Origin of the sequence: Parabacteroides sp. CAG:2, assembly GCF_000436315.1 — a bacterium.
GTDB lineage: Bacteria > Bacteroidota > Bacteroidia > Bacteroidales > Tannerellaceae > Parabacteroides > Parabacteroides distasonis.
Window position 1 is genome coordinate 101,304 of record NZ_FR885329.1, and the last position, 13,548, is coordinate 114,851.

The window sequence follows — 13,548 nt, forward strand, 5'->3', positions numbered from 1 at the left end:
TTATGGAAAGACATGATAAAAGGTTAACAGAGCATTTTTGTTTGGATGAGTTTACTTATAGTGGTATTGCCGTGGATAATGCGATAAATAATCAGCCTCCTCCTTGTGTATGTCTAGCGCTTCAAAATTTGGCGGTTCGTTTACTGGAACCATTACGTCTATTGTATGGGGCACCGATTGCTATATTGAGTGGATATCGGAATGAGAAGGTAAATCGTCTTGCTGGCGGGGTCGTTACCAGCCAACACTTGAAAGGAGAAGCGGCAGATTGCTATGTTACCGATGGGCCGGAAAAACTGTTGGATGTGTTGAAATGTTCCGGTTTAGTATTTGACCAAGCTATATTATATAGACGAAAACGTTTTTTGCATCTTTCCTTAAAGATAAATGGAAATAACAGGATGCAAGTGTTAGTTTATAACAAATCTTGATACTTCGGTGCGGAAAGAGACTTGCCCATGATCAAGTGCGGAAGGGAAGATCGGTGATTTGGTGGACTGAAAAGGATATGATATATTTGTCTCCTATGATTAAGCTTGAATATCTAAAAAAGATACGTGTTCGTTGGATTATATTGGCGATTTTTCTTGTCGCTATATGGATCGTGATGGGAAATCCCAGATTAGGCGAATGGTATTCCCGTTCGATTTATCCATGGGTATCGGGTATGCTATCTCGTTTCTCCTGCTTGTTCCCTTTTTCCGTAGGGGATTGTTTTATTTATGGTAGCATCGCCGGGTTATTAGGGTATCTGTCGTATGCGATTATAAGGAGGCGGAGGATCGGGAGGACAATAAGGCATGTCGTGGAATATCTGGCATGGGTGTATGTCTGGTTCTATATCGCTTGGGGATTGAATTATTTCCGGGAAGATTTTTTCACTCGTACGCGAACCACTTATGTGCCTTTTTCCTCGGAACATTTCCAATCCTTCTTGGATGCCTACACGGATTCCTTGAACGCCTCATGGGTTGCGATAGAGACGATCGATCGGGAGGTCGTGAAAGAGGCGGTGCTAGACGGGTATCGAAAATTGCCTACTCGTTTCGGCCTTACCACTCCCGGAGCCTATCTTCATCCTAAAACGATGCTGCTCTCCCGGCTGATGAGTGGAGTAGGGGTGATGGGGTATATGGGACCGTTTTTCACGGAGTTCAATTTGAACGGCCAGCTCTTGCCCGTGCAATATCCTGCCACCTACGCCCATGAGATGGCTCATGTGCTTAGTATATCCAACGAGGCCGAGGCTAATCTATACAGTTATTTGATATGCACGGGTTCTTCCGTGCCGGAAATCCGGTTCTCAGGCTACTTCTCTTTGCTGCCTTATGTGCTGAGCAACGCATATGTGGCTTTGGATAAGGACGCTTTTGAGGCATGGAAGAAAAGATTACGCCCCGAGATCAAGGACTTGTATAACGAGAAAGTCGCCTATTGGCAATCCCTATACAGCCCGTTGATCGGCGAGGCGCAAGACGTGGTCTATAATCTTTTCCTGAAAGGCAATAAGATACCTACTGGAACTGCTAATTATTCGGAGGTGATCGCCTTATTGATCGCTTTGGAAGTTAAATGATTTATTCATCATTTAACTTCCTCCAAATAAAGCACCCGGCTCGAGTAATCATTCTGTTTGTGATAATCGACAATGTGATTATAAGGGATTTCCAGTCCGTTCGCCATGAGATATTTCCCGGTGAAAGCTTTACCCTCGAAGGCCAGAGGCTCGTTGTCGATCCGGTTCAGCTCGCGGACTCTGTATTTCTTGTCTGGGGATAATCCGTTCATCTTTACACGGGGTAAATGCTGGTTGACAAAATGCTCGGTCTTCCACCAGTAAAATACGGCTTTGTCTTTCTCCGGTGAAGTGTACATCAAGGAGGCTACTCCCAAACCATCATAAGGAGAAACCAGACGGTAGATATCGCCGAATTGCACGATGGGGCGGATCGTCTTATAATCGACGATCGCCTTGCGGCAAAGCGTTTTCTCTTCTTCCGTCATATTCTTGGGTTGGATCTCCATGCCCAAACGGCCGCTCATCGCTACGTCGATCCGATATTTCAAGGGAATAACCCGGAATGTTTGATGGTTGGGGGCGGCGCTGATGTGTGAGGCCATGGCGATAGCCGGGAAAAAATAAGAAGTACCCCATTGCATATAGATACGCTGTAGGGCATCGGTATTGTCGCTTACCCAAAACTCATCGAAGTAAGGCATGACCCCGTAATTTGCCCGGCCTCCACCGCTGGCGCAAGCCTGTAGGGTTAAATCCGGGTATTTGGCTCGGATACGCTCACAGACTTTCTTGAATCCTTCGTGATATTCGATATACATATGGCTTTGCTGATCCGAAGGCAGATATTGGGAGCCATGGTTCAGGATGCTCATATTGGCGTCCCATTTGATATAATCGATCTCCGGGTATGTTGTCATCAAGTTGTCGACGATACCGAATATGAAGTCTTGCACCTCGGGATTGGAGAGATCAAGAACGACCTGTGTACCGCCACGCCCCAAGACGATTTCCCTGTTTGGAGCTTTCAATACCCATTCCGGATGCTTCTCGTACAATTCGCTTGTCGTGTTGGCCATTTCCGGCTCGATCCAGATACCGAATTTAATACCATGCTTGTTGGCGTCGGCGATCAGGCCCTCGATGCCTCTTGGTAGTTTTCGGGCATCAACCATCCAATCTCCTAAGGACGAGTTATCTTTATTACGAGGATATTTATCGCCAAACCAGCCGTCGTCCATGACGAACAACTCGCCGCCCATAGACTGGATATCACTCATCATTTGGTCCATACCTTCTTGATTGATATCGAAATATACACCTTCCCAACTGTTTAGTAAGATTTTCCGGGCGGTCGCTCCATTCGCTATCTTATGTTTGCGTGCCCATGCGTGGAAATTCCGGCTGCTTCCGCTTAAGCCGTCCTTGCTATAAGTCAGCGCCAATTCCGGCGTCCGGAAACTTTCTTTGGCTTTGAGGGTGTAAGCCGAGTTCTCCTCGTTTATTCCCGCGAAGAAATGGTGATGGTCGCTATCATCCGTATCGAAGAATAATTTGTAGTTACCGCTATAGCATAGGGCGACGCCAATAACGGAACCGGTGTTTTCCTTTGGTTTTCCGTCTAGGGAGATCATCACTTCGGCGTGGGCGGTATGGGAGTTGCGGATACCATCCTTGTTTTTTATCATCTTGATGCCCGGTCGTAACGGTTCTTGTGCCAATTGAGCCTCGTTTGCCCATGAGCCGTATAAGTGGGAAACCCATACGTCTCCTTTCTGGATCGGCAGATAAGCGGAAGCGAAACGATTGAGGGTGATCGCTTTTTTCTCCTCATGCGTGATCTCTGTCCAAGTCTCGATGATATCGGCGTCCGGATAGGTTCTGTAACAGAGATTCATATAAAAAGGATACACTTTATCTTTTAATCGGATCGTTGTGATATCTGCTGTTTGCTCTTTTCGTGTATCTACTTTTATGACTTCCAGTTGAAGGGTCATATTCCCGTCGCCATGGGTAACGGACAATGCGCTTTCGGAGGGGCAATTCAAGCCGTAGACCGGATAAGCGGAAAATGTTTTCTGCTCGGTCTCGAGCAAGGTAGCCGCATCGGAAGTGGATAACTTGTCTCCATAGTAGATGAATCTTACCTCTCCGCCGACAGGTGCGTCTAGCAATAATGAGGTATTCCTCGTGGAAATCAATACGTCTTGTGCCCATAAACTAGTGGTCAATAGGAAGGCGCAACATAAATAACCGAATTTACTCTTAATGTTCATTTTATTAGTAGGTGTTAGATTTAAATTCAGGGGCAAAAGTAGGAGAGAGCCGGTAGGTTTCCTAATAGGATTTTATCAGATACTGTTACTTTTCTGCTTTAACTAAAATTTGTTTCACGCAGAAGAAACCTGTGCTTTCATTAATGAAAATTCCATATTGTCTAATTCGAAAGAAATCACTAACTTTGCGGCAATTTTTTAGAAGCAAGATAAATACATCGCGATATGAGTAAGAAATTTACCGAATATTCTAAGTTTGACTTGTCGAACGTAAATAAAGAGGTGCTGAAGAAATGGAAGGATGGAGACATCTTCCATAAGAGTCTTGAAACAAGAGAGGGACATCCTACATTCGTATTCTACGAGGGTCCTCCATCCGCAAACGGTATGCCGGGTATTCACCATGTTATCGCCCGTTCGATTAAGGATATTTTCTGCCGCTATAAAACCATGAAGGGATTCTTGGTGAATCGTAAGGCGGGTTGGGATACACACGGTCTGCCTGTCGAGTTGGGCGTGGAGAAGGCTTTGGGCATCACGAAGGAAGATATCGGTAAGAAGATTTCTGTCGCTGAGTATAACGCCGCTTGCCGTAAGGACGTGATGAAGTTCACGAAAGAGTGGGAGGATCTGACGCAGAAGATGGGTTATTGGGTGGATATGGAGAATCCCTATATCACGTATGATAACCGCTATATCGAGACCTTGTGGTATCTATTGAAAGAGCTTTATAAGAAAGGTCTTTTATATAAAGGCTATACGATCCAACCGTATTCTCCCGCCGCGGGTACGGGCTTGAGCACGCACGAGTTGAACCAACCAGGCTGTTATCGTGACGTGAAGGATACGACTTGTACGGCACAGTTCCATATATTGGACCCGAAACCGGAGATGGCACAATTCGGCGATCCTTATTTCTTGGCATGGACAACGACTCCTTGGACGTTGCCTTCCAATACGGCGCTTTGCGTAGGCCCGAATATTACTTATCTGGCTGTACAGACTTATAATCCTTACACGGGTATCCCGATGACTGCTGTTATAGCGAAAGATTTATTGTCTGCTTATTTCAATCCGAAAGCCGCTGAGCTTTCTTTGTCTGATTACAAACCGGGTGACAAGCTGGTTCCTTTCAGCGTAGTAGGTGAGTGGAAGGGTTCCGAGTTGGCCGGTATGAAATATGAGCAATTGATCCCATGGGTAAATCCGGGTGAAGGTGCATTCCGTGTGATCACGGGTGATTTCGTTACGACAGAGGATGGTACGGGTATCGTACATATCGCACCGACGTTTGGTGCGGACGATAACCGTGTGGCGAAAACATTCGGGGTTCCTCCTTTGATGATGCAGGATAAGGATGGAAATATGCGCCCTATGGTGGATATGACCGGTAAGTTCTATAAGCTGGAAGACTTGGCTCCGGAGTTTGTACAAAATTGTATGAACGCTTCTGATTATGATCCATGGCAAGGAAAATTCGTGAAGAACGCTTACGATGATACGAAGACGGATAAAGATGAGACGTTAGATATAGAGATCTGCATGATGCTGAAGGCCCAGAACCGGGTGTTCAAGATCGAGAAGCATGTCCACAATTACCCGCATTGTTGGCGTACTGATAAGCCGGTATTGTATTATCCGTTGGATAGCTGGTTTATCCGCACGACCGCTTGCCGTGAGCGCATGATCGAGTTGAACAATACGATCAACTGGAAACCGCAGAGCACGGGTACGGGACGTTTCGGCAAATGGCTGGAGAACTTGCAAGACTGGAACTTGAGCCGCAGCCGTTATTGGGGTACTCCGTTACCGATCTGGCGTACGGAAGATGGTAGCGAGGAGAAGTGTATCGGTTCCGTGGTAGAGCTGTTCGGCGAGATCGAGAAATCGGTGAAGGCCGGCTTTATGGAGTCTAACCCTTATAAGGACTTCGCTCCGGGAGATTATACGAAGGAAAACTACGAGAAGATCGATTTGCACCGTCCGTATGTGGATGATATTATCTTGGTTTCCGCTTCCGGCAAGCCGATGAAGCGTGAGACAGACTTGATCGACGTATGGTTCGATTCCGGCGCTATGCCTTATGCCCAGATCCACTATCCGTTCGAGAACTTGAAGGAGTTCGATAATCGTCAGATCTATCCGGCTGACTTTATCGCTGAGGGTGTTGACCAGACACGCGGTTGGTTCTTTACCCTGCATGCTCTGGGCACCATGATCTTTGATAGCGTGGCTTACAAGGCTGTCGTGTCTAACGGTCTGGTATTGGATAAGAACGGAAACAAGATGTCTAAACGCTTGGGCAACGCTGTTGATCCATTCTCTACGATCGAGAAGTATGGTTCGGACCCGTTGCGTTGGTACATGATCACGAACGCTTCACCATGGGATAATATTAAGTTTGATATCGATGGTATCGAGGAAGTTCGCCGTAAGTTCTTTGGTACATTATATAATACGTATTCATTCTTTGCTTTGTACGCGAACGTGGATGGCTTCGACTACTCCGATCCGGATGTGGAATGGAGCAAGCGTCCGGAGATTGACCGTTGGATCCTTTCTCTGTTGAACAGCTTGGTGAAGGATGTGGATGGCTACTTGGAGGCTTACGAGCCGACTCGTGCCGGACGTGCTATCTCTGATTTCGTAAATGATAACTTGAGTAACTGGTATGTGCGTTTGAACCGCCGCCGTTTCTGGGGTGGTGGTATGACGGAGGATAAGTTGTCCGCTTACCAGACTTTATATACTTGCTTGGAGACAGTGGCTAAGTTGATGGCTCCGATCGCTCCGTTCTATGCCGATCAGTTATTCTTGGACTTGGTCGCTGTTACGGGACGTGAGAACGTTGAGTCCGTACACTTGTCCGATTTCCCGGTTTACGACGAGTCTAAGATCGACAAGAATTTGGAAGAGCGTATGCAAATGGCTCAAGATGTTTCTTCTATGGTATTGGCTCTTCGCCGCAAGGTGAATATCAAGGTTCGACAGCCGTTGCATACGGTAATGATTCCGGTTGTAGACGCTCATCAACAAGAGAGTATCGAGGCCGTGAAGAACCTTATCTTGAACGAGGTGAACGTGAAGGAGCTGAAGTTCGTGGATAATACGGCAGGTATCTTGGTGAAGAAGATCAAACCGGACTTTAAGAAGTTGGGCCCGCGCTACGGAAAGATCATGAAGGCGTTGGCCGCCACGATTCAATCGATGAGCCAAGAAGATATCAACGCTTTCGAGAAAGCCGGAACGTTTACCTTGATGGTAGATGGACAGGAGGCCGTTTTGGAGCGTACGGATGTAGAGATCATCTCTGAGGATATCCCGGGTTGGTTGGTCGCTAATGAAGGTCGCTTGACAGTCGCTTTGGATATTACCGTAACCGAGGATTTGCGTAAGGAGGGTCTGGCCCGTGAGTTGGTGAATCGTATCCAGAACTTGCGTAAGAGCAGTGGTTTCGATATAACGGATAAGATCCATGTATCCATTCTTTCTTGCGAGGAGATGGATGAGGCGATCCATGATTATAAGGATTATATTGCTAACCAAGTATTGGCGGAATCTATCGAAATCATGGATAATGCGATCAGCGACGCTACGGAACTCGATTTCGAGGACTTTAAATTGTCCGTAAAGATCGAGAAAGCTTAAAAATAGAATAGCATTTCTTGCGGAAGAATTAGGAATGAAATATAGGAAAATCGATAATTATATTATCTTTGCATGCAAAGAAGAAATAATATGATTTTATATTCATTCTTAATTCTTCTTTTTGATTGATATTTGAACGATTGTTGAACCTAAATTTTTTTAGAACCATGGCAGAGAAGACAAGATATTCAGACGCTGAGCTCGAGGAGTTCCGCGCTATTATATTAGAGAAACTGGAAATCGCGAAGAGGGATTACGAGCTTTTGCGATCAGGGGTTACGAATTCCGACGGTAACGACGTGGCTGATACGTCTCCTACATTCAAGGTGCTGGAGGAAGGCGCTTCTACGTTATCGAAGGAAGAGGCGGGCCGTTTGGCGCAACGCCAGATGAAATTCATCCAGAATTTACAGGCCGCTTTGATCCGTATCGAGAATAAGACCTACGGTATTTGCCGGGAGACTGGTAAATTGATCCCGAAAGAAAGGCTACGTGCTGTGCCTCATGCGACTTTAAGTATCGAAGCAAAACAAGGAGGTGCAAAGTAAATGAGATATTCTAAAGGTTGGGGAGCAGTGTTAATCATAATACTGCTCCTTCTTCTTGACCAAGTGCTGAAAATATGGATTAAGACCCACATGCAGTTGCATGAGAGTATAGAGATAACTCCGTGGTTTTATCTCTATTTTACTGAGAATCCGGGTATGGCATTCGGTATAGAGGTGATTGGGAAATTATTCCTTTCCGTATTCCGTATCGTGGCTGTATTGTTTATCGGATATTATTTGTATAAGCTGGTTAAAGAAAATTATAAATTCGGTTTTATTGCCTGTATATCTTTGGTTTTTGCGGGGGCGGTGGGTAATATAATCGACTCGATATTCTATGGCGTGATCTTCGACCATAGTTTCGGGCAACTCGCTACTTTTATGCCGGAGGGAGGTGGTTATGCCTCTTGGCTGCATGGTAAGGTGGTGGATATGTTCTATTTCCCATTGATAGAGACCGTATTCCCGGATTGGGTTCCGATCTGGGGTGGACAGGAGTTCGTTTTCTTCCGTCCGATCTTTAATTTGGCGGACTCGGCGATTTGCGTGGGAGTTTTCCTTTTGTTAATATTTTATCGGCATACTTTGTCGGCTAGCCTTTCGAAAGAAGAGAAATAAATGCGGAGAAAATTACGGATATATGGTATGGCTTTATTAGCCACGACGTTGCTGGCGGCATGTAGTAAGGTTCCGGATGGTATTCTGTCGGAGAAAAAGATGCAGGGTGTCTTGACGGATATGTTGCTGGCTGAGGCCATGGTAAATGTGGATTATAATACTTATAAATCCGATACCATGAAGCTTGCCTTGTATGAGTCTGTATTCCGTAAGCATGATATTACACAGGCGGTGTATGATAGCTCGTTGGTGTGGTACGGCCGTAACTTGGATATTTATATGGAGGTCTACAACCGGGTCTTGGCCGATCTTAATAAACGGATCAATAACTTAGGGGATGTGCAGGCGGACGCTGCGCCGGTATCGAACCGGGATTCTGTGGATATTTGGCCTCGCCGTTCTTATCTGGTCTTGTCTCCTACCTCTGTATTTAATGGGGTGACTTTCGATATACGTCCGGAAACGAATTATTCCTCGGGCAGTAGTTTCGTGCTGGGCATGCGTGTCTGGGGATTGAATAACAAAATGGCTTATAAGCCGGAGGTACGTTTAAGCGCAGACCAAGGTGATACGACCTTGACGGTGAATAGTAAGATCACGAAAGATGGATATCACGAGACGATCTTGAAGACTATACCAACTAAGAAAGTAAAGCGTGTGTTTGGATATATCCGTATGGATAATATGGATACGACTTATTATAAGGTGTATATAGATAGCTTAAGCTTGATGAAATATAACTATGGTAAGGAGCTTGCCGAATTACCTAAGGATTCTATTAAGTAATCTCTCTATTTGTTTATTATACTTATGAGAAGAATTGCCGCTCATTACGTTTGGTGTAAGCAGGTTTATCGTATGCATTATATCGAACTGGATGATAATGGTGCGTTTCATGGTGTTTACCCGTTGAATGAGGAGATAGCTGGAACCGCTTTTTATGATGGAGTGCTGGTGCCGGTTCTTTCCTCGGAACCGGCGATTGGTTTTAAGCAGGTGATGGGATCTTGGCCGGCGTTAACCGAAAAGATTACGCCGGGTTGTTCAGTCCATATATATCGTTTAAGCGGGATTCCCTTGGCGTCTGCGAAACTCGGCACAGACCACAGCTGTAGCGATGGCCACATTGAGAGACTCTGAGGTGTCTCTTCCTTCCGGATAGTTCGGGATATATAATTTTTCGTTTACAAAAGCCTCTATGGCGGGACGTATTCCATTTCCTTCATTACCCATTATCAAGATACCGTTTCCGGATAAGGTTTTCTCATATAAGTTTTCTCCGCCAAGGAAGGTGCCGTATAAAGGTATGGCTTGGGCTGATTGGGCCTGTAAGAACGTTTCCAGATCGGTGTAATGTATTTTTACGTGGGCGAGCGCACCCATAGTGGCTTGTACGGTTTTTGGACTGAAAACATCGGCGGTATCTTTGCTGCATACGATATGGGAAATACCGAACCAGTCCGCTAACCGGATGATCGTACCTAAGTTGCCCGGATCTTGGATTCCGTCTAATGCGAGAACAAGCTCCTTTTCCGGCGTTATTTCCGTTATATCCCAATTGGGGCGTTTAAAGATCGCGAGTACATCTTGGGGATTTTTCAGGAAGCTGGCTTTACGAATATCATCTTCTTCCGCTACCAATAACTCCTTGGCCGGAATATCGCCTTGTGTAGCCATCCAAGATGGCTTGGCTATTAATAACTCACATTCAAAGGCCGGTAACATATCGGCTACCAATTTATTTCCTTCGGCTACAAAAACATTATTTTCATTCCGGAATTTCTTTAATTCCAGAGAACGGATGTATTTGACTTTGGTCTTGCTTAGCATCTTAGTTCTTTTTACAAAACAAAAGTACGGTAAATTCTTTAAATTCCAGTACATTCGCGATCGTAAAAAGCTTGGAATGATGAATCGATCTCTACGTATATGCTATTTTATCTGTATCGTACTACTACTAACCTCTTGTAGTACGACCAAGTTTGTGCCGGATGGGGAATATTTGCTGGATAAGGTGGAGATCGTGTCGGATAACAGGGACTATAAGTCTGCGGATTTAAAATCTTATCTTAGGCAGCAACCAAACTTCAAGGTGTTTGGTCTGATGAAGTGGCAGTTGTTTGTCTATGATTGGTCTGGTAAGAATGAGAAGAAATGGATCAATAAACAGTTACGTAGGATCGGTGAGCCTCCCGTGGTGCTGGATACGATGTTGGTGGAACAGTCCGCCATGGAACTAGAGCGTTTTTACATTAATAAAGGGTATGTCCATGCGGATGTATCAACGACGATTGATACGGCACGCCATAAGAAAGCGGTTGTAACTTACCATATAAAGGCGAACGATCCGTATAGGATACGCAATTACACGATGAAGTTCCCCGATCCGAAAATTGATAGTTTGGCACATCTGAAAGCGCCTCGCCGCTCTCCCTTAGCTTCTGCGTTCCGGTCCTCACAGGAAGAGTATAACCAATTAGTTAAGGAAGGAACTTTATTTGACCGGGATATATTGGACAAGGAGCGGGAGCGTATTACAACCTTACTTCGCTGGAACGGGTATTATGGTTTTAATCGGGATTATTTAGGATATATCGCTGATAGTTCTTTTAACCAAAATGTCGTGGATCTTGATATGTCCATGAAACCTTATCGGAAGGTGTTGCCCAATGGGTCGGTAGAGGATCAGCCGCATCGTCAGTATTATATTAAGGATGTAACGGTCTTAACCGATTATAATCCGATGGGGGTAGGAGAGGACGCTAGTTTCATGGCTACAGATACGATGCTCAGCGCAGGGGTGAATATCGTATATGGCCGAAACGGGAAGAGTATCCGTCCGAGCGTGCTCCGGAGGAGTACTTATATTCGGCCGGGGCAATTATTTAGTGAGAAGAATATAGAGCAGACCTATTCGGCGTTCGCTTCTCTAAGGGCTTTGAGGAATGTAAATATACGTTTTACGGAAGTAGAGGAGCGGGATACGATGAAGTTGGATTGTTACATTCTCACTTCTCCCGCGAAGATAAATACGGTGGGAGTGGATTTGGAAGGTACTAACTCGGCGGGTGATTATGGGTTTGCCTCCAGCTTGAATTATCAGCATAGGAATATCTTCCGAGGATCGGAGCTGTTCTCGGCGAGGGTGAGAGGGGCTTACGAGGCGTTATCCGGAAATAAGGCGAATGGCTTTGGTAATTACTGGGAGTTAGGTGCGGAAGGGTCCTTGCTGTTTCCTCGTTTCTTGTTCCCGTTCTTGAGTTCGGATTTTCGTAGGCGGCTACGTGCGTCAACTGAAGCGAAAATAAGTTACAACCTGCAAAAACGTCCGGAGTATACGAGGGCGATTCTATCTGGTGGTTGGAGTTATATTTGGCAAGATCGGGGCAATACACAGGCACGCCATACCTTTAAGCTTGTAGACTTGAATTATGTGTATTTGCCGGATAAGAATATGGACTTTATCAATAGCTTGCCGGATTATATGGTGTTGTATAACTATACGAACCATTTTATCATGAGTTCGGGATATACTTATTCCTTCAGTAATTATTCTCCCCAGAATCGTTTGAGAAACACGCATTCCCTACGTGCGTCGGTCGAGGTCGCAGGGAATTTGTTGAGTGCCTTTTCGCATCTTACGGGGGCGAAGAAAAATGATGACGGTTATTATGAGTTGTTTGGTACGGAATATGCGCAATATGTGAAATTGGATTTCGATTTTAGTAAAGGAATCGTGCTTGACAGTCGTAACAAGTTAGCTTTCCATATAGGAGTGGGAGTGGGGATGGCTTATGGTAACTCAAACTATTTACCTTTTGAGCGTGCTTATTTCTCGGGGGGAGCGAATAGTGTCCGGGGATGGTCTGTACGAGAGTTAGGTCCGGGTAGTATGGAAGTTGACAGCACGACTTCTTTCGCTCTTCAATCGGGGGATATCCGCTTGGATTTGAACTTGGAATATCGAACGAAACTTTTTTGGAAGTTTGAATTGGCGGCTTACATAGATGCCGGAAACATATGGACCCGGAATGTATCTGATGAACGCTATAAGGCTGGAAACTTTGATTTCTCTCGTTTTTACAAGGAGATCGCTGTTTCCTATGGTTTGGGACTTCGTTTGGACTTTGATTTCTTTCTACTACGTTTAGATACAGGCTTCAAGGCTTATAATCCTCAGGAGAAAAAGTCTAGGCGTTGGGCGATAACCCGTCCTAATTTCAAGGATAATTTCGCCTTGCATTTTGCCGTTGGTTATCCATTCTAAATTCAATATGTAAAAAAGTGTACTAAAAGTTTGCAAGGAAAAGAAAAATCCTTACCTTTGCACCACGAAAATAAGGATGGTCAGGTAGCTCAGCTGGATAGAGCAACAGCCTTCTAAGCTGTGGGTCCTGGGTTCGAATCCCAGCCCGATCACGAGGGAGATTCTAAAAGAGTCTCCCTTTTTTGTGTCATAACTTCGTTGGCAAAGTATCTTAGGTGCGTGAGCCGATGTCTTGTCCTGAAATAGCTTGACACTTTTAAGGGGCTAAAAAGTATAGAAATGATCAAAAGAAAGCCCAAAAGAGTGTTCACGGAACCCTTTAAATTATCCGTGTTACGCGAGTATTACAGTAGCGGAATGAGCAAGTATGCGATAACGAAGAAATATTCTTTGAGCCCTCCTTGCATATATAGATGGCTAAAAGAATACCCAGTGGGATCGGACCAGTTACCTTTGCCATCAGAAACAAAAGAGAGGTTACAGATGGTTCCCAAGCAATCGGATTTGACAGATATGGAGTCCCTTCAAAAGCGCATAGAGGAATTGCGTCGTTCTTTGGAGCTGGAGAAGATGCGTAGCCGTGCCTTCGAGAAGATGATAGAGATAGCGGAAGAGGAAGAAGGCATCAGTATATTCAGAAAAGATGGTGCCAAACAGTAACGGCGTTACGTGAGG

At 45.2% G+C, this 13,548-nt stretch carries 10 protein-coding genes and 1 tRNA gene; 9 read left to right on the forward strand and 2 right to left on the reverse strand.

Annotated features, from left to right (window positions below; genetic code table 11):
- The first annotated feature begins 2 nt into the window (after nt 1-2).
- Both QVP94_RS17515 and QVP94_RS17520 read left to right on the forward strand, forming a co-directional pair.
- Nucleotides 3-431 carry a D-Ala-D-Ala carboxypeptidase family metallohydrolase gene (locus tag QVP94_RS17515; RefSeq protein WP_022193123.1) on the forward strand — a complete coding sequence of 143 codons (429 nt, stop codon included), beginning with the start codon at nt 3-5 and terminating at the stop codon, nt 429-431.
- 95 nt (nt 432-526) lie between these two features.
- On the forward strand, nt 527-1,576 hold the full coding sequence (locus QVP94_RS17520) for a DUF3810 domain-containing protein (protein ID WP_229055206.1): 1,050 nt from the start codon (nt 527-529) through the stop codon (nt 1,574-1,576).
- A gap of 8 nt (nt 1,577-1,584) precedes the next feature.
- Here QVP94_RS17520 and QVP94_RS17525 read toward each other — a convergent pair whose 3' ends face one another.
- On the reverse strand, nt 1,585-3,792 hold the full coding sequence (locus QVP94_RS17525; protein ID WP_022193125.1) for an alpha-galactosidase: 2,208 nt from the start codon (nt 3,790-3,792) through the stop codon (nt 1,585-1,587).
- A gap of 225 nt (nt 3,793-4,017) precedes the next feature.
- On the opposite strand from QVP94_RS17525, the gene ileS reads away from it, so the two are divergent.
- The 4 genes from ileS (at nt 4,018) to QVP94_RS17545 (ending at nt 9,392) form a co-directional block, all read left to right on the forward strand.
- On the forward strand, nt 4,018-7,440 hold the full coding sequence (gene ileS, locus QVP94_RS17530) for an isoleucine--tRNA ligase (RefSeq protein ID WP_005865260.1): 3,423 nt from the start codon (nt 4,018-4,020) through the stop codon (nt 7,438-7,440).
- Between the two features lie 167 nt (nt 7,441-7,607).
- Nucleotides 7,608-7,988, forward strand: coding sequence for a TraR/DksA family transcriptional regulator (locus tag QVP94_RS17535; RefSeq protein WP_005855535.1), 381 nt, complete (start codon nt 7,608-7,610; stop codon nt 7,986-7,988).
- Nucleotides 7,989-8,606, forward strand: coding sequence for a lipoprotein signal peptidase (locus QVP94_RS17540; RefSeq protein WP_005855536.1), 618 nt, complete (start codon nt 7,989-7,991; stop codon nt 8,604-8,606).
- Nucleotides 8,607-9,392: a DUF4296 domain-containing protein gene (locus QVP94_RS17545; protein ID WP_008771662.1), complete on the forward strand. Its 786-nt coding sequence runs from the start codon at nt 8,607-8,609 to the stop codon at nt 9,390-9,392. It begins immediately after the preceding gene.
- 276 nt (nt 9,393-9,668) lie between these two features.
- Here the strand turns inward: QVP94_RS17545 and QVP94_RS17550 are convergent, their stop codons facing one another.
- Nucleotides 9,669-10,436, reverse strand: a complete 768-nt coding sequence (locus QVP94_RS17550; protein ID WP_005855539.1) for a TrmH family RNA methyltransferase — start codon at nt 10,434-10,436, stop codon at nt 9,669-9,671.
- A gap of 76 nt (nt 10,437-10,512) precedes the next feature.
- On the opposite strand from QVP94_RS17550, the gene tamL reads away from it, so the two are divergent.
- The 3 genes from tamL (at nt 10,513) to QVP94_RS17565 (ending at nt 13,533) form a co-directional block, all read left to right on the forward strand.
- Nucleotides 10,513-12,873 carry a translocation and assembly module lipoprotein TamL gene (gene tamL, locus QVP94_RS17555; protein ID WP_005855540.1) on the forward strand — a complete coding sequence of 787 codons (2,361 nt, stop codon included), beginning with the start codon at nt 10,513-10,515 and terminating at the stop codon, nt 12,871-12,873.
- A 78-nt stretch (nt 12,874-12,951) separates the two neighbouring features.
- Nucleotides 12,952-13,025, forward strand: a tRNA-Arg gene (locus QVP94_RS17560).
- 127 nt (nt 13,026-13,152) lie between these two features.
- Complete coding sequence (locus QVP94_RS17565; protein ID WP_008780911.1) at nt 13,153-13,533, forward strand: transposase; 381 nt, start codon at nt 13,153-13,155, stop codon at nt 13,531-13,533.
- Nucleotides 13,534-13,548 lie beyond the last annotated feature (15 nt).